At 72.0% G+C, this 24,176-nt stretch carries 28 protein-coding genes; 16 read left to right on the top strand and 12 right to left on the bottom strand.

Annotation, left to right across the window (positions count from 1 at the left end; translation table 11 throughout):
- From BLR04_RS27195 to BLR04_RS27215, 5 genes are all read left to right on the top strand, one after another.
- Positions 1 to 2,004 (top strand): ATP-binding protein (locus BLR04_RS27195; protein WP_143022227.1); only part of this gene is annotated, 2,004 nt, incomplete at its 5' end.
- A 128-nt stretch (positions 2,005 to 2,132) separates the two neighbouring features.
- Positions 2,133 to 2,714 carry a hypothetical protein gene (locus tag BLR04_RS27200; protein ID WP_143022228.1) on the top strand — a complete coding sequence of 194 codons (582 nt, stop codon included), beginning with the start codon at positions 2,133 to 2,135 and terminating at the stop codon, positions 2,712 to 2,714.
- 112 nt (positions 2,715 to 2,826) lie between these two features.
- Positions 2,827 to 3,261 carry a MarR family winged helix-turn-helix transcriptional regulator gene (locus tag BLR04_RS27205; RefSeq protein ID WP_090770498.1) on the top strand — a complete coding sequence of 145 codons (435 nt, stop codon included), beginning with the start codon at positions 2,827 to 2,829 and terminating at the stop codon, positions 3,259 to 3,261.
- A complete protein-coding gene (locus tag BLR04_RS27210) occupies positions 3,258 to 4,676 on the top strand; it encodes an MFS transporter (protein WP_218129192.1) in 1,419 nt (472 codons plus the stop codon). The genes BLR04_RS27205 and BLR04_RS27210 overlap by 4 nt, the downstream gene beginning before the upstream one ends.
- 48 nt (positions 4,677 to 4,724) lie before the next feature.
- Positions 4,725 to 5,285, top strand: a complete 561-nt coding sequence (locus BLR04_RS27215; RefSeq protein ID WP_090770500.1) for an isochorismatase family protein — start codon at positions 4,725 to 4,727, stop codon at positions 5,283 to 5,285.
- Positions 5,286 to 5,297: 12 nt separating this feature from the next.
- On the opposite strand, the gene BLR04_RS40920 is transcribed toward BLR04_RS27215, so the two are convergent.
- Positions 5,298 to 5,564, bottom strand: coding sequence for a DUF3040 domain-containing protein (locus BLR04_RS40920; RefSeq protein ID WP_176903306.1), 267 nt, complete (start codon positions 5,562 to 5,564; stop codon positions 5,298 to 5,300).
- 145 nt (positions 5,565 to 5,709) lie between these two features.
- Here BLR04_RS40920 and BLR04_RS27225 point away from each other — a divergent pair, with 145 nt between their 5' ends.
- The gene (locus BLR04_RS27225) at positions 5,710 to 6,210 is read left to right on the top strand and encodes a MarR family winged helix-turn-helix transcriptional regulator (RefSeq protein ID WP_090770714.1); all 501 of its coding nucleotides are present in this window, start codon (positions 5,710 to 5,712) and stop codon (positions 6,208 to 6,210) included.
- On the opposite strand, the gene BLR04_RS27230 is transcribed toward BLR04_RS27225, so the two are convergent.
- Positions 6,207 to 7,019 (bottom strand): IclR family transcriptional regulator, encoded by an 813-nt coding sequence (locus BLR04_RS27230; RefSeq protein WP_090770502.1) that lies wholly within the window; start codon positions 7,017 to 7,019, stop codon positions 6,207 to 6,209. The two genes, BLR04_RS27225 and BLR04_RS27230, sit on opposite strands and share 4 nt — an antisense overlap.
- Before the next feature lie 124 nt (positions 7,020 to 7,143).
- Here BLR04_RS27230 and BLR04_RS27235 point away from each other — a divergent pair, with 124 nt between their 5' ends.
- The 5 genes from BLR04_RS27235 to BLR04_RS27255 all read left to right on the top strand — a co-directional run bounded on the left by BLR04_RS27235 (position 7,144) and on the right by BLR04_RS27255 (position 11,037).
- The gene (locus tag BLR04_RS27235) at positions 7,144 to 7,797 is read left to right on the top strand and encodes an ABC transporter permease (protein WP_090770504.1); all 654 of its coding nucleotides are present in this window, start codon (positions 7,144 to 7,146) and stop codon (positions 7,795 to 7,797) included.
- On the top strand, positions 7,784 to 8,770 hold the full coding sequence (locus BLR04_RS27240) for an ABC transporter ATP-binding protein (RefSeq protein WP_245740580.1): 987 nt from the start codon (positions 7,784 to 7,786) through the stop codon (positions 8,768 to 8,770). The genes BLR04_RS27235 and BLR04_RS27240 overlap by 14 nt, the downstream gene beginning before the upstream one ends.
- Positions 8,760 to 9,530 carry an ABC transporter permease gene (locus tag BLR04_RS27245; protein ID WP_218129193.1) on the top strand — a complete coding sequence of 257 codons (771 nt, stop codon included), beginning with the start codon at positions 8,760 to 8,762 and terminating at the stop codon, positions 9,528 to 9,530. The genes BLR04_RS27240 and BLR04_RS27245 overlap by 11 nt, the downstream gene beginning before the upstream one ends.
- 39 nt (positions 9,531 to 9,569) lie before the next feature.
- Positions 9,570 to 10,535 carry a glycine betaine ABC transporter substrate-binding protein gene (locus BLR04_RS27250; RefSeq protein ID WP_090770506.1) on the top strand — a complete coding sequence of 322 codons (966 nt, stop codon included), beginning with the start codon at positions 9,570 to 9,572 and terminating at the stop codon, positions 10,533 to 10,535.
- 121 nt (positions 10,536 to 10,656) lie between these two features.
- The gene (locus BLR04_RS27255) at positions 10,657 to 11,037 is read left to right on the top strand and encodes an STAS domain-containing protein (RefSeq protein WP_090770509.1); all 381 of its coding nucleotides are present in this window, start codon (positions 10,657 to 10,659) and stop codon (positions 11,035 to 11,037) included.
- A 118-nt stretch (positions 11,038 to 11,155) separates the two neighbouring features.
- On the opposite strand, the gene BLR04_RS27260 is transcribed toward BLR04_RS27255, so the two are convergent.
- Entirely contained in the window at positions 11,156 to 11,659 is a 504-nt protein-coding gene (locus BLR04_RS27260) for a hypothetical protein (protein ID WP_090770511.1), read from the bottom strand.
- Between the two features lie 252 nt (positions 11,660 to 11,911).
- Here BLR04_RS27260 and BLR04_RS27265 point away from each other — a divergent pair, with 252 nt between their 5' ends.
- Both BLR04_RS27265 and BLR04_RS27270 read left to right on the top strand, forming a co-directional pair.
- Entirely contained in the window at positions 11,912 to 12,412 is a 501-nt protein-coding gene (locus tag BLR04_RS27265; RefSeq protein ID WP_090770513.1) for a hypothetical protein, read from the top strand.
- Positions 12,413 to 12,613: 201 nt separating this feature from the next.
- Positions 12,614 to 13,018 carry a DUF7144 family membrane protein gene (locus BLR04_RS27270; RefSeq protein ID WP_090770515.1) on the top strand — a complete coding sequence of 135 codons (405 nt, stop codon included), beginning with the start codon at positions 12,614 to 12,616 and terminating at the stop codon, positions 13,016 to 13,018.
- Between the two features lie 69 nt (positions 13,019 to 13,087).
- Here BLR04_RS27270 and BLR04_RS27275 read toward each other — a convergent pair whose 3' ends face one another.
- The 5 genes from BLR04_RS27275 to BLR04_RS27295 all read right to left on the bottom strand — a co-directional run bounded on the left by BLR04_RS27275 (position 13,088) and on the right by BLR04_RS27295 (position 16,911).
- Positions 13,088 to 13,921, bottom strand: coding sequence for a glycerophosphodiester phosphodiesterase (locus BLR04_RS27275; protein ID WP_090770517.1), 834 nt, complete (start codon positions 13,919 to 13,921; stop codon positions 13,088 to 13,090).
- A gap of 212 nt (positions 13,922 to 14,133) precedes the next feature.
- The gene (locus BLR04_RS27280) at positions 14,134 to 14,952 is read right to left on the bottom strand and encodes a class I SAM-dependent methyltransferase (protein WP_090770519.1); all 819 of its coding nucleotides are present in this window, start codon (positions 14,950 to 14,952) and stop codon (positions 14,134 to 14,136) included.
- A 192-nt stretch (positions 14,953 to 15,144) separates the two neighbouring features.
- Positions 15,145 to 16,053 (bottom strand): bifunctional helix-turn-helix transcriptional regulator/GNAT family N-acetyltransferase, encoded by a 909-nt coding sequence (locus BLR04_RS27285; protein ID WP_090770719.1) that lies wholly within the window; start codon positions 16,051 to 16,053, stop codon positions 15,145 to 15,147.
- 100 nt (positions 16,054 to 16,153) lie between these two features.
- Positions 16,154 to 16,480, bottom strand: a complete 327-nt coding sequence (locus BLR04_RS27290; RefSeq protein ID WP_090770521.1) for a cupin domain-containing protein — start codon at positions 16,478 to 16,480, stop codon at positions 16,154 to 16,156.
- Positions 16,477 to 16,911 carry a cupin domain-containing protein gene (locus BLR04_RS27295; protein WP_090770523.1) on the bottom strand — a complete coding sequence of 145 codons (435 nt, stop codon included), beginning with the start codon at positions 16,909 to 16,911 and terminating at the stop codon, positions 16,477 to 16,479. The genes BLR04_RS27290 and BLR04_RS27295 overlap by 4 nt, the downstream gene beginning before the upstream one ends.
- 239 nt (positions 16,912 to 17,150) lie before the next feature.
- Between BLR04_RS27295 and BLR04_RS27300 the strand changes: the two genes are divergently transcribed.
- The gene (locus BLR04_RS27300) at positions 17,151 to 17,621 is read left to right on the top strand and encodes a hypothetical protein (protein ID WP_090770525.1); all 471 of its coding nucleotides are present in this window, start codon (positions 17,151 to 17,153) and stop codon (positions 17,619 to 17,621) included.
- Between the two features lie 3 nt (positions 17,622 to 17,624).
- Here BLR04_RS27300 and helR read toward each other — a convergent pair whose 3' ends face one another.
- Positions 17,625 to 19,769 (bottom strand): RNA polymerase recycling motor ATPase HelR, encoded by a 2,145-nt coding sequence (helR, locus tag BLR04_RS27305; protein WP_090770527.1) that lies wholly within the window; start codon positions 19,767 to 19,769, stop codon positions 17,625 to 17,627.
- A 413-nt stretch (positions 19,770 to 20,182) separates the two neighbouring features.
- Here helR and BLR04_RS27310 point away from each other — a divergent pair, with 413 nt between their 5' ends.
- Entirely contained in the window at positions 20,183 to 20,665 is a 483-nt protein-coding gene (locus BLR04_RS27310; RefSeq protein WP_090770529.1) for a GNAT family N-acetyltransferase, read from the top strand.
- Here the strand turns inward: BLR04_RS27310 and BLR04_RS27315 are convergent.
- Both BLR04_RS27315 and BLR04_RS27320 read right to left on the bottom strand, forming a co-directional pair.
- On the bottom strand, positions 20,640 to 21,854 hold the full coding sequence (locus BLR04_RS27315; protein ID WP_143022229.1) for a hypothetical protein: 1,215 nt from the start codon (positions 21,852 to 21,854) through the stop codon (positions 20,640 to 20,642). The genes BLR04_RS27310 and BLR04_RS27315 overlap by 26 nt on opposite strands.
- Before the next feature lie 125 nt (positions 21,855 to 21,979).
- The gene (locus BLR04_RS27320; protein ID WP_090770534.1) at positions 21,980 to 22,312 is read right to left on the bottom strand and encodes a cupin domain-containing protein; all 333 of its coding nucleotides are present in this window, start codon (positions 22,310 to 22,312) and stop codon (positions 21,980 to 21,982) included.
- Positions 22,313 to 22,450: 138 nt separating this feature from the next.
- Between BLR04_RS27320 and BLR04_RS27325 the strand changes: the two genes are divergently transcribed.
- Positions 22,451 to 23,227, top strand: coding sequence for an SDR family NAD(P)-dependent oxidoreductase (locus BLR04_RS27325; RefSeq protein ID WP_090770536.1), 777 nt, complete (start codon positions 22,451 to 22,453; stop codon positions 23,225 to 23,227).
- 61 nt (positions 23,228 to 23,288) lie between these two features.
- On the opposite strand, the gene BLR04_RS42460 is transcribed toward BLR04_RS27325, so the two are convergent.
- Positions 23,289 to 24,116, bottom strand: coding sequence for a LysR family transcriptional regulator (locus BLR04_RS42460; protein WP_218129194.1), 828 nt, complete (start codon positions 24,114 to 24,116; stop codon positions 23,289 to 23,291).
- Between the last annotated feature and the right edge of the window lie 60 nt (positions 24,117 to 24,176).

Consider the following 24,176-nt stretch of genomic DNA (forward strand, 5'->3'; position numbering starts at 1 on the left):
GGGAATGTGTATCCGCCGGAGAAGGTGGACGCGGCGCTGGCGAACTATTTCCGTGCCGGGAATCTGATCGCGTTGCGTGAGCTGGCGTTGTTGTGGGTGGCGGGCAAGGTGGACGACCAGCTCGACCGGTATCGGGCCGAGCACGGGATCGCGCGGACGTGGGAGACGCGCGAGCGGGTGGTGGTGGCGCTGACGGGTGGTCCGGAGGGGGAGACGCTGGTGCGCCGGGCGGCTCGGATCGCGGCGCGGACGAAGGGGGCGGATCTGCTGGCCGTTCATGTCACCAGCGCCGATGGGCCGGCGGGGGGCGATCCGGCGGGGTTGTCGCGTCAGCGGCTGCTGATCGAGAGTCTGGGGGGCACGTATCACCAGGTCGTGGGGGAGGACATCCCGCGCGCGTTGCTCGACTTCGCCCGTGGCGTGAACGCCACCCAGTTGGTGCTGGGGGCGTCGCGGCGGCGGCGTTTCGCGCAGGTTCTCTCGCGTGGTGTCGGGGTGGAGACGATCGCGCGGTCCGGGTCGATCGACGTGCACATGGTGACGCACGACGAGGCACGCGCGGGCCGCCGGCCGCGCTCGCGGGCCGCTCTCACTCGCACCCGCCGGACGACCGGGTGGGTGCTCGCGGTCGCCGGGATGCCGTTGCTGACCGCGGCGCTGATGCCGTTCCGCGGCACGTTGTCACTGTCCAGCGACATCCTGCTCTTCCTGAGCCTGACCGTCGGGGTGGCGCTGGCCGGTGGCACCTGGCCGGCGCTCACCGCGGCGGTGGGCGGGTTCGCGCTGCTCAACTGGTTCTTCACCCAGCCCTTCCACAACTGGATGGTGGCCGCGCCGGAGAACGTCCTCGCCCTCGTGGTGTTCGTCCTGGTGGCGGCCGCGGTGAGCGCGATCGTCGACCTGGCCGCGCGGCGCACCAGGGAGGCGGTGCGCGCCCGCGCGGACGCCGAGGTGCTCTCCACGCTCGCGGGGCACGTCCTGCGCGGCGAGGCCGCGCTGCCCTCGTTGCTCGCCCGGCTGCGGGAGACGTTCGCGCTGGAGTCGGTCACGCTGCTGGAACGCCGCGGGGCGCCGGCCCAGGACGACGCCTCGGAGCCGTCGGCGTGGCGGATCGTCGCGACCTCGGGCGGCACGCCGTCCATCTGCCCGGGGCGGGCCGACAGCGACGTGCGGATCGACGACACGCTCGTCCTCGCCGCCACCGGGCGGCTGCTGGACGCCAGCGACCGGCAGGTGCTGGAGGCGTTCGCCGCCGAGGCCGCCGTCGCGCTGCGCCAGGAGCGCCTCCGTCAGGAGGCGGCCCGCGCCGAACCGCTGGCCGCGACCGACCGGATGCGCACCGCGCTGCTGGCCGCCGTCAGCCATGACCTGCGCTCGCCCCTGTCGGCCGCGAAGGCCGCCGTCGAGAGCCTGAGCAGCCGCGACGTGCGGTGGAGCAAGGAGGACCGCGAGGAGTTGCTGGCCACCGCCGGCGAGTCGCTGGCCCGGCTCGACCGGCTCGTGGAGAACCTGCTCGACATGAGCCGCCTGCAGGCCGGGGTGCTGGGCGTGGCACTGGAACCGGTGGCCCTGGAGGAGGTCGTCCCGCATGCGGTGGACGACCTGGGCGAGGACCGCGACCGCGTCGCCATCGACCTCTCCCCCGGCCTGCCCGAGATCGACGCCGACCCCGCCCTGCTCGAGCGCGTGCTCGTCAACCTCATGGGCAACGCCGTACGTCACTCCCCCGCCGGACAGAAGGTGCTGGTCACCGCGAGCCGCCACGACGACCTCGTGGAGATCAGGGTGATCGACCGGGGGCCCGGCATCCCGCCCGAGGCGCACGACCGGGTCTTCCAGCCGTTCCAGCGGCTCGGCGATCGCGACAACCACTCCGGCGTGGGTCTCGGGCTCGCGTTGTCGCGCGGGCTCACCGAGGCGATGGGCGGCACGCTCGTCCCGGACGAGACGCCGGGCGGCGGGCTCACCATGGTCGTCTCGATGCCGGTCCGCCCCAGGCACTGAACAGGTGATCGTCAAGGTTCCGTCGACGGTCGGCACGTATGCGTACGGGCATCGTCATGAGCGCTGTCTCCGCAGGCCGCAGGCGCTTTCATGGGGAGGTCAGCTCGGAGAGGCGAAGGGTGAGCACGATGTCCTCAGAGCACCGCGACGACTCTCGCGGCGAGCACGACAGGCACGGCGAGCACGGTGAGTGCGGCGAGCACGGTGAGTGCGGCGAGCACGGTGAGCAGGGGCGCGGCGGGGAGCGTGGGCAGGGGCGACGGCGCGGTGGGCGGGCGCCGGGCGGGGTGCGGGTCGCGGGTGGGTTCGCCGTCTCGGTGGCGGCGTGCGCCGTCGTCGCACCGGTCGTCGCCGACGTGCAGATGCGCTGCTGGCTGATGGCGCTCGTGGTCGCGTTGTCCGGGCTGGTCGCCAGGGACGTCATCGCCGCCTCGGCAACGGCGGTGACGGCGTGGTGCCTCACCACAGGCTTCCTGGTCAACACACTCGGGACGCTCACGTTCGCCCAGGACGACCTGCTCCGCCTGGGCCAGATGACCGCCGCCGCCCTGGGAGGCACCGCTCTCGGCCGCGCCACGCACGCGGCCCTCACCCACGCGAGGCGCGTGACCTCCACCGGACGCGCGACCTCCCCCGAGGCTGCGGCCTCCGCCGAGCCCGCGGCCTCCACCAAGCACGCCGGCTTTGCCGGGCGCGCGGCTTCCACCTGACGCGCGGCCCTCAACCGGACGCACGGCCTCAACCGGCTGTAAATGGTGATAAACCCCACAATATGCAGTCAGAACTGTTCAGTCTAGGCTGAAGACTTCTAGGCTGGATCACATGGGAGATTGCGATTTGGCTGCTCACGCCGCGGGCGATGTGTTCGTGGTGTTCAGTCGGTTGCGCCGCCGGGTCAAGGCTCTGGCCGTCGAGGGTGATCTCACACCGGCGCAGGCCTCCGTGCTGGCCCGGCTCGACAAGGAGGGCCCGGCCTCGGCCAGCGATCTCGCCGTCGCCGAACGCGTACGCCCCCAGTCCATGGCGAAGATCGTGATGACCATGGAGCTGGCCGGTCTGGTGGAGCGGAACCCCGACCCCACCGACGGCCGCCGCCAGCTCGTCACCCTTACCGAGCAGGGCCGCGAACGGCGCATCGGAGACCGGCTGGCCCGCGAGCAGTGGCTCGCCCGCACCCTGCGCGAGCACTGCACCGACGACCAGCTGCGCGCGGTCATCGAAGTGATGGGCCTGCTGGACGACGTGACGCACGCATGACGATCTCGGCCCTGTTCCGCACCAGCCGCAGGCCGGCCGCCACCGGAGGAGGGTTCGACCGGCGGCTGATCGCGCCCATGATCCTGGGCTCGGTCCTCAACCCCATCAACTCCGCGATGCTCGCGGTGGCCCTCATCCCGATCGGCCAGGACTTCGGCGCTCCCCCGTCGGAGGTCGCCTGGCTCATCACCGGCCTCTACCTGGCCACCGCCGTCGGGCAGCCCGTCATCGGGCGGCTCGTCGACTCCTTCGGCCCGCGTCTGCTCTACCTGTCCGGGACGGCGCTGGTCGGCGTCGCCGGGCTGATCGGCGTGCTCGCCCCCCACCTGTGGGTGCTGATCGTCTCGCGGATCCTGCTCGGGTTCGGCACGTCCGCTGCCTATCCGGCGTCGATGTTCCTGCTGCGCAGCGAGTCGGACCGGACCGGCCTGCGCAGCCCGGGCGGCGTCCTGGCCGCGCTGTCGATCTCGAACCAGGTGGTGTCGGTCCTCGGGCCCCCGCTGGGCGGCCTGCTCATCGGCGCGGGCGGCTGGCATCTCATCTTCGCCGTCAACGTGCCGCTGTCCGTGGGCTGCCTCGTGCTGGGCTGGTTGTTCCTGCCGCGGGCGGCCGCGCTGGGCGGGAGCCTCGCGGCCGCGCGTTCCGAACGCATCGACGTCGCCGGCATGGCGCTGTTCGCCGCGACGCTCACCGCGTTCATGCTGTTCCTCATGGAGCCCCAGCTGTCGCGCTGGTGGCTCCTGGTGCTCTGCGCCGCCTTCGGCGCGGCCTTCGCCGTACGCGAGCTGCGCATCGCCTCCCCGTTCCTCGACCTGCGCGTGCTCGCGGGCAACCCGCCGCTGCTGGCCACGTACGGACGCCAGTTCCTGGCCTTCATCACCTCGTACGCGTTCCTGTTCGGCTTCTCGCAGTGGCTGGAGGAGGGACGCTCGCTCAGCCCGTCGGCGGCCGGGCTCATCCTGCTGCCCATGTCGGCGGCGGCGATCGCCGTCACCGCGGCCACCGGACGCCACACTGAGGTGCGCGGCAAGCTCCTGGTCGGCAGCCTGGTCCAGATCGCCGGTTGCGCGCTGCTGCTGCTCGTCGGGCCGCAGACGCCGATCGGGTGGCTGGTGGTGATCGGCGCGGTCATCGGCGTCCCGCAGGGCCTCAACGGCCTGGCGAACCAGAACGCCCTGTACGCGCAGGCCGACCCCACCCGCATGGGCTCCGCGGCCGGGCTGCTGCGCACGTTCATGTATCTCGGCGCGCTCGCCGCCTCGGCCGCCAACGCGGCCTTCTACCGGGACGGCGCCACCACCGACGGCCTGCACGGCCTGGCCTGGCTGCTGGTGAGCGTGGCCGCGGTGTTCCTGGTCGCCACCGTGGCCGACAGGTCACTGCGCCGGGTGGGCCGCACCGGCCCCGCACGCTGACCTCACCGACACCCGCCTGTCAACGCACTACGGAAGGAAGAAACAGCCATGCCCGTCACCGTCCTCGACCCCACGACCGCGCTGGTCGCCATCGACCTGCAGACCCGCATACTGGCCCTGCCCTGCGCCCCCTACTCCACGGCGGACGTGGTGACCCGCACCGCGGAGCTGGCCGCCGCCTTCCGCGCCCGGGGGCTGCCGGTCGTGCTCGTCCGGGTGAGCGGCGACCCGGCCGCGCCAGGACGCACCGAGGCGCCCCGGCCGTCCGGCAGGCCGCTCGACGGCGAGGACCGGCTGGCCGACGAGCTGACGGGGCACCCGGAGGACATCATCGTGACCAAGCGCAACTGGGGCGCCTTCCACGGCACCGACCTCGACCTGCAGCTGCGCCGCCGCGGCGTCACCCAGATCGTGCTGACGGGCATCGCCACCAGCTACGGCGTGGAGTCGACGGCGCGGGCCGCGCACGAGCACGGCTACCACGTCACGCTCGCCGCGGACGCCATGACGGACCTGGACGCCGACTCCCACCGCCACGCCTTCGACAAGATCTTCCCGCGACTCGGTGAGACCGGCACGACCGACGAGATCATCAAGCTGCTGCCGTGAACGCCCGCGGGGTCACCTCTCGGCGGTGCCCGCGCGTTCGGCGCAGACGCTCACCTGGATGCCGGAGCAGCTCCGCTCCCCCTGTGTCACCAGCAGGATCAGCCCCATCATCATGACGGCGCAGGTGAGCAGCGCCAGCATGCACCACACCTGGAGGGACGAGGACGCGGCGCGCAGCCGCCGCGCCCCGGACATCCGCGCATGGAGGCGGGGGTCGTCCTGCGCCAGGTGCTGCTCGATCTCGTCGAGCGCCTGGCGCTCCTCCCACGAAAGGCCCATCTGGTCACGCCTTGTCTGTCGACGTCGGGGGCACGCCTGGCGCAGGCACTCTCCCGCGTGGCGCATCATTGCATTATGCAATGTTCCGGTGAAGCGGGCGGCCGATTGCGCGTCCCGACCGCCACGAACGTGTACAACTGTGACCATGCAAGAGCGTGCCTCAAGCCAGGTGAGCGCCGACGATCCCGAGGCGGTCATCTCGGCGGTCCTCACGGGGTCACGGCTTCTCGTGGGCATCGCCGCCCGATCGCTGGCCTCCGTGCAGGACCGGGTGACGCTCCCCCAGTTCCGCATGCTGGTGGTGCTGTCAGCGCACGGAGAGACGAAGCTGGTCACCATGGCCGACCTGCTCGGCGTCAACAGCTCCACCGCCATGCGGATGGCCGACCGCCTGGTCGCCGCCGGGCTCATCGTCCGCGAGGTCAACCCGCGCAACAGGCGCGAGAACCTGATGCGGCTCACGGCCGAGGGGCGCGGCCTGGTCGACGAGGTGACGGCGCGGCGCCGAAAGGAGATCGCCGCCGTCGTCGCCCGCATGCCACCCGAGGAGCGCCGGGCCCTCGTCTCGGCCATGACGGCCTTCACCCGCGCGGGCGGCGAGCCCGAGGCCGGGCCCTCCCACCCGCTCGGGTGGCCCGACCGCTAGTCAGGACGGCCCACCCCGCCGACCCGGTCCATGCCAGGACGCAGGCCCAGCGCCGCCGACATATCACGGGCCACCCCGGCCAGCCGCGTCCCCATCTCCCGCAGCCGCTCCGGAGCCGCGGCCCGTGTCACGGACACGTTGATCGCCGCCACGATGAGCCCCCGGTGGTCGCGTACGGGCGAGGACACGCCCGCCACGCTGTCGTCGAGCTCGACGTCGGAGACGACGTAACCCTCCGAGCGGACGTGAGCGAGGTCGGCCAGCCACTTCTCCGCGCTGCTCACCGCGCTGTCGAGCCCGGACGGCAGCGCGGCGCCCAGAAGCTGGCGGACATGCTCCTCCTGCCAGTCGACGAGCAGCGAGCGCCCGGCGGCGGCCATGGTCACCGGGACCGAGACGCCTTCCCAGACCCGGTGGTACGCGCGCGACGACGGCACCGACACCAGGGTCACCACGTGCGTCCCGCGCAGCACGCACAGATAGGCGTCCTCGTCGAAGGCCAGCGCCAGCCCCCTGAGGAACGGCGCGGCGACGTTGACGAGCCTGGCGTGCTGGGTGCGCGCGGCGAGCGCGAACAGCCGCCACCCCAGCCGGTAACGCCGCGTGAGCGCGTCCCGTTCCACCATGCCTTCGAGTTCGAGCGCCCGAAGCGCCCGGGAGACCTGACTCTTCTCCCTGTCCAGCCGCTGGGCGATCCAGCTGACGCCGAACCCGTCCGCGTCCCGATCATCGCCGTGACCTGCGAGAACTTCCAGGATCTCCATGTCCCGGCGCAGGCCGGCCGAGGGCGCCGGCGGCTTCTCACTCATCCTTGTCCGTTCATGCCGAAACCATCACTGTTTTGTTGCGATAGTCGCATCTAAATTTGCACTGAGCGCAACACTTGCCCTACGTTGTCGAGCCAACGCAAGCGTAAGCGAAGGAAGTTCTTTCATGAGTTTTGGCGAGTACGTGACCTCTCGATGGGACACCATCTCGCTGGCCGCCGCCGAGCACGCCCTGGCCGTCGCCATAGCCATCGCCCTGGCCACCGTGATCGGAGTCGGCGCCGGAATCATCGGTCACCACTCGCCCCGAGTGCGGGAGATGTCGATCGCCGCCGCCGCCGCGATCCTCACGGTCCCCTCACTCGCCCTCCTCACCCTGCTGATCCCCCTGACCGGCCTCGGCTGGAAATCCACTCTCCTCGCACTCACCGTGTACGCCCTCCTGCCGATCATCCGCAACACCGTGACCGGGTTGAGCGGCCTGGACGCCGCCACCGTGGAGGCCGGGCGCGGAATGGGCCTGACCCGCGCGCGGCTGCTGCTCAAGGTGCAGCTCCCGCTGGCCTGGCCGCTGATCCTCACGGGCATCCGCGTCTCGACCCAGATGGTGATCGGCATCGCCGCCATCGCCGCGTTCGTCGACGGGCCCGGCCTCGGCAACCAGATCTTCGAGGGGCTGTCGCGGCTGGGCTCGGTCAACTCCCTGAACGCCACGCTCGCCGGGACGCTCGGCATCGTCGTCATCGCCGTGCTGTTCGACCTCTTCTTCTCCGCCGTCCGCCACCTGACCACACCGAGGGGACTTCGTGTTCGACCGTGACACCGAAGGCGTGCGCATCGAGCTGCGCGCGCTGACCAAGCACTACCCGGGGCAGCCGGCCCCCGCGGTCGACAACGTCACCATGGACATCCCGGCCGGCGAGCTGGTCGTCTTCGTCGGCCCGTCCGGCTGCGGCAAGACGACCACGATGAAGATGATCAACCGGCTGGTGGAGCCGACCTCCGGCGAGATCCGCATCGGCGGTCAGGACGTCCTCAGTCTCGACCCCGACGAGTTGCGCCGGCACATCGGCTACGCCATCCAGCAGGTCGGCCTCTTCCCCCACCTGACCGTCGCGCAGAACATCGGCCTGGTGCCCAAGCTGCTCGGCTGGCCGCAGGCCAAGATCGACGACCGGGTCGAGGAGCTGCTCGCACTGGTCAGCCTCGAGCCGTCCACGTTCCGCGGCCGCTACCCGCGCCAGCTGTCCGGCGGTCAGCAGCAGCGGATCGGCGTCGCACGGGCCCTGGCCGCCGACCCGCCGGTGATGCTCATGGACGAGCCCTTCGGCGCCACCGACCCGATCACCCGCGAGCACCTGCAGAACGAGTTCGTCCGGCTGCAGCGGCAGCTGCACAAGACCATCATCTTCGTCACGCACGACTTCGAGGAGGCCATCAAGCTGGGCGACCGCATCGCCGTCCTGCGCGAGGGCTCGCACATCGCCCAGTACGACACCCCCGCGGCCATCCTCGACGCCCCCGCCGACGACTACGTCGCCGGCTTCATCGGCCAGGACGCCACGCTCAAGCGCCTGGCCCTGATGCGGGTCGCCGACGTCCCCGTGACCGACACCATCCCCGACCCCGCCCTGCCGCAGGTCTCGGCGGACACGACGCTGCGCGAGGCGCTCGACCTCATGCTCGCGCACGGCACCGACCGCTGCGGCACGCCGACCGGAGTGCTCAGCTACGCCGAGCTGTGCGCGGTCGTGGGCCCCCGCCCGGAGGAGGCCATGACCGGTGACCGCTGAGACGCTGACCGCCACGCGGGTCCGCCCCCTCGACCGCTTCCCCCTGGGCCCACGCCATCTGATCACGCCCGCCGCCGTCTGCGTCGCCCTGCTCGCCCTGTACGCCTGGGTGAGCACGCTGGAACTCGACTCCATCGAGCAGCGCAGCCTCAACAGCTCCGTCCTCCTGGCCAAGACCGTCGAACACCTGGAGATGGCGCTCGCCGCGACGGCCCTCGTCGTGGTGATCGCGATCCCGCTGGGCGTGCTGGCCTCCAGGGCGCGCAACCGGGTCGCCGCGACGGTCATCCTCACCCTCGGCAACCTCGGCCAGGCCGTGCCCTCCATCGGCCTGCTGGTGCTGTGCACGTTCATCATGGGCGTGGGCTTCCGCACCGCGCTGGTCGGCCTCGTCGCGTACGCGGTGCTGCCGGTGCTGCGCAACACCATGGTCGGCGTCCAGCAGGTCGACCCCGCCCTCATCGAGGCGGCCCGCGGCATGGGCATGACCCGCGGTCAGGTCCTGCGCCGCGTCGAGCTCAAGCTGGCCGTCCCCACCATCCTGGCCGGGCTGCGCACCGCGCTGGTGCTGACCGTCGGCGTCGCCACGCTCGGCGCGTTCGTCGCGGCGGGCGGCTACGGCGAGCTGATCATCAACGGGCTCAAGCTCAACCGCGTGCCCGTGACCGTCGTCGGCGGCGTGCTCACCGCGTGCATCGCCTTCCTCCTCGACTGGCTCGGCGGCCTGGCGGAGGACCTCCTCAAGCCGCGCGGCATGTGACCCCCCCGTTTCCCCGTCCCCTGAAGAAAAGGTTTTCCTATGTTCTCCCGCCCCCTCCGGCAGACTCTCACCCTGCTCGCCGCAGTCGCGCTCACCATGACGGGCGCGAGCGCGTGCGGCTCGGGTGACGCCGTCGAGGCCTCCAGCGCGGGCGACGAACTGGCCGGCGCCAAGTTCGTCATCGGTTCCAAGGACTTCACCGAGAACATCGTGCTCGGCAAGATCGCCGTACACCTGCTCAAGGCGCACGGAGCCGAGGTGGTCGACAAGACCGACCTCGGCGGCACCGCGCCGAACCGCAAGGCCCTCGAGTCCGGCTCCATCGACATGTACTGGGAGTACTCCGGCACCGGCTGGATCGAGCACCTCAAGAACACCGAGCCGATCCACGACTCCGCCGAGCAGTTCACGTCCACCGCCGAAGCGGACCTCGCGAAGAACAAGATCCACTGGATCGGCCCGACTCCGCTGAACAACACCTACGCTCTCGCCATCCGCTCGGAGAAGGCCCAGGAGCTCGGCGTCAAGACGGTGTCCGACGTGGCCGAGCTGAGCAGGACCAAGCCGGAGGAGGCCACGGTCTGCATCGAGACCGAGTTCTCCACCCGCGACGACGGCCTGCCCGGCCTGACCAAGGCGTACGGGATGACCATCCCGAAGGACCGCGTCGCCCTGCTCGACACCGGCGTCGTCTACACCGAGACCGACAAGGGCCAGACCTGCAACTTCGGCGAGGTGTTCACCACCGACGGCCGCATCGCCGCGCTCGGGCTCACGGTGCTGGAGGACGACAAGAAGTTCTTCCCGAACTACAACGCGGCGGTGACCGTCCGGCAGGAGACCTACGAGAAGTACCCGGCGCTCGAGACGGTGCTCCAGCCGGTGATCGCGAAGCTGGACGACGCCACCATGCAGAAGATGAACTCCCGCGTCGACGTCGAGGGCCAGGAGCCGGGCACGGTGGCCACCGAATGGCTGGACGAGAACGGGTTCCTCGGCCGTTGAGACGCCGCCCCGAGGCCGCCGCGACGGCGGCGGCCGACTTGCCCAACTCCGTCGCCTGGTGCAAGGTGATCGGGCGAACGGTTCCACCTGGGAGGGTTGTGCACCAACGACGCCGTGTCCCGTGCTCGTCCGGCTGGGCCCGATGACCGGCGAGCGGGGTCCACGCCCGGGCTCAGGGCCGCACGTCGTCGTGGTGGAGGTCTCGGGCGCGCTCGACATGGACACCTGCCCGGCCCTGCAGGAGCGGCTGGGCCGGGCGCTCTCGCTGCACCACCCGCCGCTGTTGGCCCTCGGATTGGGCGGGGTCACCTGCGCCGACTCCTACGGGCTCACCGTCCTGCTGGCCGCCGACCGGCACGCGCGTGACCGGGGCGGCCGGATGGTGGCGTACGCGGCCGGGCTCACGCTGCGCAAGACGCTCAGGGAGCGCGGGGTCGACCGGGTCCTCGACGTGCGCCCGGCGCTCGCCGACGCCCTGCGCGAACTGCGCGCCGCGCACTGACCCGGCGCCGGTCTTTCCCCCGTCGGCACATGAGCGGCGCGCGAAGGCCACGCCCGGCCACTCCGCCGCCGCCAAGGCGGCGCCTCAGCGCCACGGCCGGCCGCCTTTACAAAGTAGATCAGTTCGAGATGCGGATGACGGCCCGGTCGTCCCGCACCGCCAGCACGCGGAACTCGACGCCGTTGATCGAGCTGACGTTCGACCCGCCCGGCCGGTGCTCGCCGAAGGTCGCCAGCATGCCGTCCCCCCGGGAGGCGAAGCTGACCGCGCCGTCGCGCACCATGACCTTCACCGACGACATGCCGAAACCCGGGGCGAGCCTGACGGTCTGCCCGTCGGTGACCACGACCTCGCAGTCGGCGTCGCGGCAGGCCTGCAGCCGCGAGCCGTCGCGGGGCCGCTGAAGGGCGGGGTTCCTGGGCGGACCGCTCTCGGAGGACATCGCAGGGGCCGACGACGTGCCGGCCGGACGTGGGGCCTGCGCCTCGGGCAGGCTCACCCGTGGTGACGCGACCTCCGTGGTCTCCGGCGCGGCGGACGGGACGACCTCGTCCGACCCGCATCCGCACACCAGCAGGCACGCCGCCACGACCCCCGCCCGCACAACCAGCTGACCCGCCATGCGCTCTCCTCGTCCCCCGTACGACCCGTGCGTCTTGGCACGACGACGAGCAGTGTGCCGCGCGCGGCGCGCGACCGGCCCGTGCGACACGCGTTCGGCGAAATACGGGCAGTGCCTTGACGCGGGCGCCCGCGCCGGACGGGACGGAAATCCGTCAGCAAGGAGCTTGAAAGTGCGCGCCTCGCCTCAGCAAGTCAACTGAAATCGGGCCATTTCATGATGTGGTCATCCACCAGGGAAAGGGACTCCCCGATGACCACCAGTCGCATCCTCACCGGCCTCGCCCTCGCCACCGCCGCCGCCCTCGCGTTCGCCCCCGCCGCCCAGGCCGCGACCGTCACCGCGACCGCCACGTCGGACGCCACTTCGGACGCCGCGACCACCACCTGGGGCCCGCACTACGCGCCGGGGAAGGCCGCCAAGACCTTCGGCACGCTCACCGCGACAGGTGAGGACCACGCCGACCTGCCCACCGCCGACACCGTGCGGATCACCGGCAAGCTGTACGACCAGACCCGCCGGAGCAGCTGCGGGTGGGCGGTCTTCCGCATCACCTACCGCGTCGGCAACAACCTGCCGCACCGGCTGCACAGCGTCCGCGACTGCACGTACCGCGACGCCAAGCTCTACCGGTTCAGCTACCGCGACGTCTACCAGGTCGAGCTGAAGGTCTGCTCCGAGGGCAAGGCCCCCCGCCCGTCCCTCGTCTGCCAGTACGCGGGCACCTGGAAGACCCTCTACCTCTCGAAGTGACGGCAGGTAAAGCCGCCACAACTCGTACCTATATATCAGCATTTATCCGGTTGCTCCCCTATGGCCGGGGCAGTGAGCGCTCAGCAGCGAGGGGAACGCGTACCGGCTCGGTGTCACGGCACCGGGCCCGCGCCCCTGAGCCCCGGCGGCACCGGTCACGGCCGTCGCCAGGGGTTCGGAACTCAAGGGGAGGGTTCTTCGATGGCCTATCACCACGCACGACCGGTCACCGGCTGGGTCGGCTGGATCTGGTTCGGCGGCATGATGATGATCCTGGCCGGGCTGTTCAACATCATCACCGGACTCGCGGCCATCTTCGCGAACCGGGTCTACGTGGCGACGCCCGCCCGGCTCCTTCTCTTCGACATCAGCACGTGGGGCTGGGTGCACCTCGTCCTCGGCATCCTCGTCCTGGCCACCGGTATCGCGATCATGGCCGGACAGCTGTGGGCCAGGGTCGTGGGCGCCGTCCTGGTCATGCTGAACGCCCTCACACAGCTGACCTGGATAGCCGTCAATCCCTGGTGGTCGCTCGCCGTGATCGCGCTGGACGTCGTGGTGCTGTACGCGCTCATCGTCCACGGCAGGGAGGCCGAGGCGCACTGATCCGCGGCCGAGACCGACATCGCCCCGCTGCCCGTCCGGGCCGCGGGGCGATGTCGTGCGCGAGCGGGCTCAGCGGCCGCCGCGCCGCCAGGTGAGTTCCGCCACCCGCTCGGGGTTGCTGGTCAGGATGCCGTCGACCCCGTACCCCATCAGGCGGCGGATGACGGGCCTGCGACCGCCCGCGATGGCGTAGACGCGCATGTGCTTACGCCGTAGCTCCTTGATGTACTCCTCGGTGACGAGGCGCTGCGACAGCGTCACGCCCCTGACGTAGTCGGCCACGCCTCTCAGCTGCTCCAGGGACGGGTTGCCGAGCAGCACGATCGGCACCTCGGGCACCTGGTCGTGCACCACGCGCAGCGCCCGCCAGTCGAAGGTCTGCAGCACGAGGTTGCCGCGCCACTGGTCCCTGGTCTCCTGCAGCACGGCCGCGACCTGCTGATCGATGTCCGGCGACCGCGGCGAATGCTTGACCTCCAGCAGCAGCCCGGTGCCGCTGCCGCCGAGCTGGTCGAGCGCCTCGCGGAGGGTCGGCACGCGCTCGTCCCGGTAGCGCGAGGAGAACCACGAGCCGGCGTCGAGCCGCCGGATCTCCGCGAGCGTGAAGTCGGCGACGTGCCACGGGCTGCGTCCGGGGAAGACCTGCTCGACGTCGGTGGTGCGCGACAGCGTCTCGTCGTGCATGAGGACGAGCTGGTGGTCCTTGGTCTGCTGGATGTCGAACTCGCAGGCGTCGGCCTGCTGGGCCCTGGCCAGGGCGCAGGCGGCGAGTGTGTTCTCGGGGGCGTTGACGGATCCGCCCCGGTGGGCGATGACCTCGATGTTGCCGGGCGCGGCGGCCCAAGCGGGGGTGGCCAGGCCCGCCACGGTGGCGATGACGATGGCGCCGAGCAGGCGGTACATGTTCCTCCTCCAGCTAGATCCCTACCGACCCGACCTCAACGCGCACGCCTTATGTCGAGTTACGCAGAAAAGTGCCCACACGACCGCTCAATGACCGTTTTGGACCGGCGTGTCGTGACATGACAGATCGAAGCTTTGTCGTCGGGAGAGGGCGACTTGGCGGCACACGAAAGCCCGTCCAATATGGCCGTTTTGCCCCGCGCCGGGGTGGGTCAGAACGCGTAGCGCAGGATGCGGCCCACGTCTCGTACGCGCGGAAGGTGGGACATCATCCGAAGGCTCCACCGGCCGGGCACGGGGAAGTCGACAAGCCGGGGCGTGTCCACGCTGCGCACGGCGTCGAGGCAGCGCAGGCCGTCGTGCCAGCTCTCGAGCTCGTACGGGTCGTCGATGCCCCAGTGCAGGGTCGCCCCGGAGTTGCGCACCGCGGGCACCAGGCGCTGCAGCCGGATGCCGAAGCTCCCGTAGCAGTCGAAGAGCAACTCCCCGGAGGGGAACCGCGCGGCGATGCGCTGGACGAGCCGCTTGCCGTCCTCCTCACGCAGGTACATGCTGAGGCCCTCGAACACGGCCGCCACCGGACGGTCGGCGGGCACCTCGTCGAGCCACGCGTCGCCGGTGACCGAGGCGCCGATCAGGTGGTACTCGCCCGGGGGAGGCGGCAGCAGCCGCTCGCGCAGGTCGAGCACCTCGGGATGGTCGACGTCGTACCAGCGGGTGCCGGGTGGCGGGCCCAGCCGGTGCGCGCGGGTGTCGAGGCCGCAGGCCAGGTGCAGCACCGTGGCGCCGGGGTGCTCGGCCAGGAACCGTCCGGTCCAGTCGTCGAGGAGCTTGCCCCGCAGCGCGACGCCCGCGGCGGTCGCGCGGTTGATCCCCGTCCGGCCGAAGTCGTAGTCGATGCGCTCGACGGCCGTCTCGGCCCAGTGGTCGCGCAGGACGGAGTGGCGCTCGCGGCTGTCCAACGCCCGGCTGTACAAGGTGGCGAGCATGGTCTCCTGAGGGCCGGTCAGTGTGACCCTCTCGCGGTTCATGGCTCCCCGATCGCCTGGCGGACGCAGCGTCAAGGTAGCCCTGGCGCCGCCCGGCGGTCAACGCCTCGTACGGACGGCCACCCGTACGAGGCCGGCCGCCATGCCGACGCTCGGGAAGTCCGCCGTCACCATCCGCGCGCCGCCGGGGGAAGACGGAGCGGCCCGCAGGCGCGGGCGGTGCGGTGGGGTTGTCTACAGGTCGCGGGTCCAGATTTCTTCGGTGAGTTTGTGGCCTGACTCCTCGCCTTCGTGTTGCTCGCTCAGCGTGAAGCCCGCCTCCTTGTAGATGCGCCTGGCGCTGACCAGGTCGTCGCGGGTCCAGAGCATGATGCGGCGGTAGCCGGCGTCCGCGGCGAAGCGCAGGCACTCCTCGACCAGCCGCCTCCCTATGCCCATGCCGCGTGCGGACGGCTCGACGAGCAGCAGCCTGAGCTGCGCGGTCTCCGGATCCCGTGGGACGCAGAAGACGCAGCCGACGCGCTTGCCGTCCACCTCGGCGATCCAGCCCGCCTTGCGCGCGGAGTCGTGGTCGAGGTACGCGGCGGCCACCCGCGCCACCTCCGCCTCGAACCCGGGGCCCCAGCCGTACTCCCTGCTGTAGAGGACGCCGTGCCGGTGGACGACCCAGCCGAGGTCGCCGGCGCGCGGCGGCCGGAGCACGTACGCCGCGCCCTTCGAGGACTTCTGGAGCAGCCCCCTGATGAGAGTCATGGCCGACACGAGCCGCTCCTGGTCCTCCTCGGCGAGCCCGGCCAGGAGGTCGCGCACCTGGGAGTCGGCCCGCTCCTCCAGCATGGCGCAGGTGGACCGCCCGTCGTCGGTGAGGACGACGGTCTGGCGGCGCGCGTCGACGGCCGACCGTTCCCTGCGCACCAGGCCGTCCGACTCGAGGCGGTTGAGTATCCGGCTGAGGTAGCCCGCGTCGAGGTCGAGCAGCCGGCGCACCTCGCCCACCTCCATCTGCCCGTACCGGCCGAGCTCGAAGATCACCCTGCACTCGGTGAGCGAGTAGGGCGTCTCGTGCAGCCCGGCCTGGAGCACGCCGATGAGCTCGGTGTAGAACCGGCTGAACGCCCGGACCGCCGCCACCCGATCAGGCATGCTTGCCTCCATCCACCAATTTCGTTGACGGAGTCAAACGTACTGCGCAGGGTTGAGCGGTCGCAAGAGAAGGCGGGAACCAGAGCCCGGTTCCCGCCTCTCAGCGCGCGTGGGTGAACAGGAACGCGCAGTCCTGCACGGCCTCGACCCGATGCCTGCGCGGCGGCAGGATCAGCAGGTCGCCCGGCAGGCCGTCCCACGAGTCGCGCCCGGCGACCAGCCGCACCCGCCCGTGCAGCACGTGCACCGTCACCTCGCCGGGGTGCTCGTGTTCGTGCAGGTGCTCGCCCTGCCGCAGGGCCATCACGGTCTGGCGCAGCGCGCGCTCATGTCCGCCGTGGACGGTCGCGGCGCTGCGACCGCTGCTCGCCGCACGGGCGAGCGCGACCTGGCGGCGTACGAGCGCGGGGAGCGAAACCTTGCTCATGGCGTGGGCGCGCGACGGTCCCGCCGGGCTTCCAGCTCCTCCGGGCTGACCACGGTCAGCATCGGCTGACCGGGCGCGCAGAACATGGTCACCACGAACGCCGACTCCTCGTCCGTGAGGTGGTTGCCGTCCTGGTAGTGGATGACGTCGCCGCCCGGCTCCCAGAACGACTCACCGGCCCGGACGACCCTGACGGGCTCGCCCTCGAGTTCGAAGTTGATGGCCCCCTTGATCACGTACCCGTACGCGGGGCCCGAGTGCCGGTGCGGGGGCGCGCCCGGGCTCTTCGGCGGCAACGTGACGCGGATCGTCATCGCCTCGGCCCCCTCCGGCGCGGGCGGCGCGCCCGGCACGGTGGCGACCACGTCGATCTGCGGCGGCGGCCCGCTCTTGTCGGGGTTGTCCAGGTAGTGGGCGTGCTCGGTGCTCATCGGGTGTCCTCCGACGGAAGGGCCGGCTCGATCCGGCCGTGTACAAACATGACCGGACAGCGTCCCTGTTTGTGACGACGACCGGCCGCGTCACAGCTCGCCGGGGTGTCCGGTCAGGAGGGGTATGACCACCAGGGACGGCAAGGAGTCACCATGGACGCCCGCTTCGATCAGCACGCCGGCCACCGCCGGACCCGGATGACGCGGCGCGCCTGGCGGGGGGAAGCCGGGGCCGGCTGATGCAGGCCCTGCTGCACACGGTGGCGGGCTGGGTCGGCTGCGTCCTGGCGCTCGTCCCCGCTCTGCTGCCCTCCGCGCGTCCCACGAGAAGGTGGCCGTACGTCGTGATGGCGCTCGGGATGGCGGCCGGGCACCTGGGCGGGATGCCGCGCGCCGTCGCGGTGCTCGTGCTGCTGGCGGCGGGCTGGCTGTGCGGGTCCCCCCGCCGGCGCGATGAGACCGGTCACCACATCCAGGACTTCGTGGCCATGTCCCTCCTCCTGGCGCTGACCGCGTCCGGCGGGCCCGTCCTCGGCGGGCACGCGCACGCGGGCGGGTCGCCGGCCGTGCTCGCCCTGGTCATCGGCGTGGTGTGGACCTGCGGCCGGCTCGTCCGCCTCCTGCCTCCGCGCGACGGGACGCGGGGTCAGGACATGTGCGCGGCCGGCATGGCGGCCAGCATGTCCCTCATGACCGCCCTGGCGCTGTGACGGTCAACTGCTCCTGAGGATGACCAGTCGCCCGGTCGCACGGGTCATCGCGACGTAGCGGTCGACCGCGCCTTCGACGCCGTCGCCGAACCTCTCCGGGTCGACGAGCACGACGAGGTCGAACTCCAGGCCTTTCGACAGCTCCGGCGTCAGCGACCGGACGCGGGACGTCGAGCGGAACCCGGGGTGGCCGATGACGCACGCGACCCCCTCGGCATGCTCGGCGAGCCAGGTGTCGAGGACCTCTGCCAGCTCCGCGACGGACCCGTGGACGACGGGGACACCGCTGCGGCGGATGGACGTCGGCACGTTGGCGTCCGGCAGCGCCGCTCTGATGACCGGCTCGGCCTCGGCCATGATCTCCTCCGGCGTCCGGTAGTTGATCGTCAGCGAGGCCAGGGCGACCCGGTCGAGGCCGACCCGTTCCAGCCGTTCCCGCCACGACTCGGTGAACCCGTGCCGGGCCTGGGCGCGGTCGCCGACGACGGTGAAGCTCCTGGACGGGCAGCGCAGCAGCAGCATCTGCCACTCGGCGTCGGTCAGCTCCTGGGCCTCGTCCACGACGATGTGCGCGAACGGGCCGGCGAGCCGGTCCGGTTCCGCGGCCGGCAGCGCGCTCTCGTCGACCAGGGCCTCCTGCAGGTCACGGCCGTGCAGCATGGTGACGATGCCTTCCCCGTCGTCGTCGGCCTCGAGCAGGTTGCCGACGACCTGCGCGAGGCGTTCCCGCTCGGCGGCGACGGAGGCGTCCTGCCTGCGCCTGCGCAGGGACGCCCCGAAGTCGCCGAGGCGGTGCCGTGCGGCGTCGAGCAGCGGCAGGTCGGACACCGTCCACGCCTGCGGCTCCGCGCGCCGCAGCCTGCGGATGTCGTCGGCGCTCAGCCACGGCGCGCACAGGCGCAGGTAGGCCGGCACCGACCACAGGTCGGCGACCAGGTCGGTCGCCTCGATCAGCGGCCACCCGCGGTTGAACGTCGCGAGCAGTTCCCTGTTCTGCCGCAACGACCTGCGCAGCAGGTCAGGCGAGGCGTCGCCGTCGTGCTTGTCCACCAGGATCGTGAGCAGCTCCTCCCAGATCTGGTCGCGCGCCTCGTTGTGCGGGGTGCCGGGTTCCGCCGCGGCGAACGCCTCGGCCCAGTCGTCGGGGCTCAGCCAGATGTCGGACCAGTGGGTGGTGACCGTCATGCCCTCGGTGGGCGGGTTCTCGTAGAACCGGACGGCCGGCTCGATCGCCTGCACCATGTCGGCGGAGGCCTTCAGACGGGCCACGTCCGGGTCTTCCTCGGGCGCCGCCGCGGCTCCTTCTGGGACGAGGTCGCGCAGGGTGCAGGTCCGTACGCCGTCCTCGCCGAGGCTGGGCAGGACGTCGGAGACGTAGGTCAGGTAGGGGTGGTGCGGGCCGACGAACAGCACGCCGCCGCGGTGACCGAGGTGCGGCTCGGAGTAGAGCAGGTAGGCGGAGCGGTGCAGCGCGACGACGGTCTTGCCGGTGCCCGGACCGCCGTCGACGACGAGCGCGCCGCTGGACCCGGCGCGGATGACGGCGTCCTGGTCGGCCTGGATGGTGCCGAGCACGTCGCGCATCCTGGCCGAGCGGCTGCCGCCCAGGCTGGCGATGAAGGCGGACTGGTCGTCGAGCGCGGCGTGCCCGTCGAACCCGTCCTGGGTGAACACCTCGTCCCAGTAGTCGCTGATGCGGCCTCGCGTCCAGCGGTACCTGCGGCGGCTGGCCAGGCCCATCGGGTTGGCGTGCGTGGCGCCGAAGAACGGCTCGGCCGCGGGGGAACGCCAGTCGATCAGCAGCCGGCGGCCCTCGCCGTCGGTGAGGCCGAGTCGTCCCACGTATACGGGCTCGGCGTCGTCCGCGCCGACCATGTGGCCGAGGCACAGGTCCAGGCCGAAGCGACGCAGCGCGCGCAGGCGGGCGGTCAGCCGGTGGATCTCCAGGTCGCGGTCGAGGGCCTGCCTGCCCGCGCCGCCGGGCGCCTTTCGTGCGGCGTCGAGGCGTTCGGACAGTTCGGCGATCGACCGTTCCAGGCTCTGCGCGACGGCCGCGAAGTGCCGCTCGTCGCGGGCGATCAACGCCGGGTCGGCCTTGGCGGTGAGGTGTCCGGGAAGGTCGAACGCGCTCGTGGTCAGCGGGGTCACCGCGTCATCTCCGATCTGTGGTGCTCGCGTGCGCCGAGGCGTACGAACCTGGGGTGGTGGCAGGGTGCGGGTCGCGCCGACACGCACCGTGCGAGACGTTTTCGCAGGTCTCGGGCCTCGGCCCTCGATTGTGAGGCACGACCCGGGTCTTGCCGCAAGCCCCCGGGTGCGCTATACGTTGGGAGTGGAAAGGCGCGGATTCTCCCCTTTCCCCTGATCGCGGCAGGCGTGACGTCGTTACCGCCGCCGCGAGGTCACGGACGCTACTATGGCGGGCCATGGAGTGCTTCGCCGCTTGGCGCATTCGTCCCTGAGGGCCTGCCCGCGGCCTGTGCGCAGGCCGGGCGCGGCCGACCGATGCCCCTTCTTCCTCGTCCGGGTATCACAGCCCTCAGCCTGAAAGGCGCATTTCCATGCGTATTCGCCCGTTCGTCCGGCACGATCTCGCGCGGCTCACCGAGCTGACCATCGAGACGTTCCGCCCGTTCTACGAGGACCACTTCCACCCGCTGGTCGGCGACGTCGTCTTCGCCAACCAGCACGGCGACTGGCGGGGCGACTACCGCAGGCAGGTCGCCCGGCTGCACGACCCGGCCCAGCACAAGTACGTCGCGGTCGCCGAGGCGGACGACGCCGTCACCGGCTACGTGGCCTGGAGCGTCGACGTGGCCCGCAGGAACGGCACGGTCACGCACCTCGCCGTCGCGACCGGCCACCGCCGTTCCGGCACGGGCACCGCGCTGTGCGAGCGCGCCTTCAGCGACATGCGGGCGCTCGGGGCCGAGGTCGTCGAGATCGGCACCGGCGGCGACCCCTTCCACGCCCCCGCCCGGTCCCTGTACGAGAAACTCGGCTGCACTCCCCTGCCGATCACCGTCTATTACCGGCGGCTGTAGGCACAGGGGACGGCTGCTCGGGTGCGCGGAACTCGGCCACGGCGCCCCAGGTCGACCCGTCGGCTCGGTGCAGGGCTCCGACGGCGATGACGAGGCGGGTGCCGGGGACGTGCGTCATGCCCATGATGTCGCCGACCGCCCACGGCGACTCCCCGGGCTCCGTCGACGCGGGGAGCCTGGCCTTCGGCAGCCGAGTCGGGGTGCCGGCCGCGGTGAGGCGCCAGGTGTTGTCGACGCCCCTGGCGGTGCTCGCCAGCAGGGCGCCGCCCGTGCCGTCGGGGGCCAGCAGCACGCAGCAGACCATCTGCGTGGGCACCGTGACGGCGGTCCAGGCCGAGCCGTTCCAGTGGGTGACGACGGGTGGCGGAACGGCGGGGTCGGGGCCGCCCTCACCGCCGTTGAACGTGTGCTGTCCCGCAGCCCACGCCTGCCTGCCAGGCCCGGCGGCGGCCGTTTCGAAGAACGCCGACTCCTCGGGCGGGGCAGGGTCGGGGAAGCGGTAGGCGGGGGTGGCGACCGGTCGCCAGGCACGGCCGTCCCAGTGCGCGGCGGCCGGCTGCGTGAACTCCTCCCGCGCCGGGTCAGGGCGCCGGTGTCCGACCACCCACATGTCGTCCGGGCCACGGGCGGCGAGAGCGGCCCCTGAGACGGGGAGGGCGAAGGTGCGCCAGCGGGTGCCGTCCCAGTGGCCGGCCCGGCGTCCTGCGGCCAGGAGCCAGATGTCGTCGGGGGCGAACACCTGCGCGTCGGACGCCTCCCCCGGATAGGCGCGCAGCTCGTCCCAGCGGGTGCCGTCCCAGTGGTGGACGCGGGTGCCCAGGCCGGGACGGAACAGCCACAGCTCGCCCCGTCCTGACGCGCCCAGCAGCAGATCCTCCTGCCGCTCGACGGCGCCGAGGTCCGGGGGCAGTTCGGCCGGTCGCCACGCGCGGCCGTCATAGTGGACCAGCACGGCCGCGTCGCCCTTCGCCCCCACGGCCCAGATGTCGTCAGGAGCGGTGGCCACGACGTCCCACAGCCGGCCCCCGTCACCTACGTGGACGTAACGCCAGCCGCCGGAAGCCGCCGTCGACGGCGTGGCGGCGGCGGGGCCGCCCGGCGTGGGCGGCCGTGGCGGGTCACTCGCGGGCAGCCGGCACGACGAGCACAGCGCGAGCAGCAGGAGCATGGCGACATGCCGCCGATTCACCCGCCAGACATATCACGATTCCACGCGCCTACCGCCTCGCCGGCCGTCGGCGCCGACGCGGCCCGCCGTCGCGGCCGGCCACCGCCGCTCAGGAACGGGCACAGGCGACGACTTCTCAGGGCTGGTCACGGCGCTCTGACCACGGTCAGCAGGACCGCGGAGTCCTCCAGCGCCTCGAGGCTGTGGCGGGCGTCGGGCACGACGAGCAGGTCGCCGGCGCCCGCCTCGCACGACTCCGTACCGGCGATCATGCGGACACGCCCCCGCAGCACCTGCACCGTCGCCTCGCCGGGGTTCTCGTGCTCGGCGAGGCGCGCGCCCTGTCTCATGCCGATGACCGTCTGGCGGAGTGCTGTGCCGCGGCTGCCGTAGACGGTGCCGGCGGCATGTCCGCCACCGGCCGTGACGGCCCGGGCGGCTTGGTCGCGGGCCACGGCCGCGAGCGGGACTTTCTCCATGCCGTCATTGTTCCCGCGTGGCGCTCTCCGGCACCGATACCCCCCGCGCATCGCCGCATATCAGAGTGATCATTGGCGCGGCGCGCTCCCGCTGGTGGACTCGTGATGTTTCATTCACGGCACCACCAGGAGTTTCACATGGGACAGCTCACCGGCAAGGTCGCGGTCGTCACGGGCGGCAGCACGGGGATCGGCCTCGCCACGGCCCAGCGTTTCGCCGAGGAGGGCGCGCTGGTCTACGTCACCGGCCGCAGGCAGCGGGAACTGGACGCCGCCGTCGCGGCGATCGGCCACGGCGCGGTCGGCGTACGGGGAGACGTCACCGACCCCGAGGACATGGACCGTCTGTACGCCAGGGTGTCCGAGGAAGGCAACCGGGTCGACGCCCTGGTCGCCAACGTCGGGTACGGGGAGTTCGTCGCGCTCGCGGACATCACCGAGGAACACCTCGACAAGGTCCTCGGCATCAACGTGAAGGGCACGGTCCACACCGTGCGGAAGGCGTTGCCGGTGCTCAACGACGGCGCGTCAATCGTCCTGGTCACGTCCATGGCCTCCACGAGCGGTCAGGCGGGCCTCAGCGTCTACTCGGCGTCCAAGGCCGCGGTGCGGTCGCTCGCCCGCTCGTGGGCGAACGAGCTGAAGGGTCGCGGCATCCGCGTCAACGCGCTCGCGCCGGGAGCCACCGACACGCCCGCGATGGACGCCTCGCTGGAGGCCTCCGGGCTGGACGCGGCGGCGCGCGAGCGGTGGCGGGCGGACCACTCGGCGGCGATCCCGCTGCGCCGGATGGCGCGCCCCGAGGAGCAGGCCGCGGCCGCGCTCTTCCTCGCCTCGCCGGCGAGCAGCTACATCACGGGGGTCGAGCTGGTGTCCGACGGAGGCGCGACCCAGCTCGGCTTCGGACTGGTCTAGCGTCCGGACCCGCGGGACGCGCAGGACCCGGAGTCCGTCCCGGCTCCTGGCTGGGCTCGGTTCAGGAGGCGCGGTCCAGGTGGCGGCGCCCGGCCGCCGCCTCCTCGGCGGCGCGGACGAACGACGTGCGCGCCGGGTGCGGCCCGCCGTCGGGCCACGCCAGCACGAGCCGGGTGGCCGGGGCGTCCGACACCGGCACCGCCACCACGGCGGTCCCGATCCGGTCGACGGCGCTCGCTCCCACCACCACGATCAGCCGGCCGAGGGAGACCAGCTCGACGATCCGGTCGAGGGTGTCGGCCGGGCAGTGCTCCCGGTAGGCGTCCTCGCGGGCGACCTCGGCGAACGTCACCGCGGGCCGCCCGGCCAGCCGGTGGTCGGGCGGCAGCAGCGCCACGGACGGCTCCTCGGCGAGCTCGACGGCCGTCATCCCGTCCAGGTCATGGGTGCCGCACATCAGCCCGACGTCCGCCGCGCCGCTGCGCAACGCCCCGACCTGGTCGTGGGTGAACACCACGTCGACCGGCACCGCCCCCGGCAGCCGTTCGTACGCGCGTACCGTCCTCGCCATCAGCCCGGGACCGGTGCCCGGGCGGGTGGCGACGACCAGCCGCTGCCGCCCGGCGGCGCGGCGGGCGCGGTGGACGGCGGTGTCCATGGCGTCGAGCGCCCGCCGGCTCTCGGTCAGGAAGACGCTGCCCGCCGGGGTCAGCTCGACGCGGCGGCTGGTCCGCTCGAACAGCCGCACACCCAGCCGTCGTTCGAGCCGCGCGATGGTCCGCGAGAGCGGCGGCTGCGCGATGCCGAGCCGCTCGGCCGCCCGGCCGAAGTGCAGTTCCTCCGCGACGGCGACGAAGCACTCGAGCTCGCGCGTCTCCACCCGATCCACGCGCCCAAGGGTAGCTCGCCCTCTCACGCGCCCATCCCTCAGATGTCAGATGTCTGCACT

Origin of the sequence: Nonomuraea maritima, assembly GCF_900100395.1 — a bacterium.
Taxonomy (GTDB): domain Bacteria; phylum Actinomycetota; class Actinomycetes; order Streptosporangiales; family Streptosporangiaceae; genus Nonomuraea; species Nonomuraea maritima.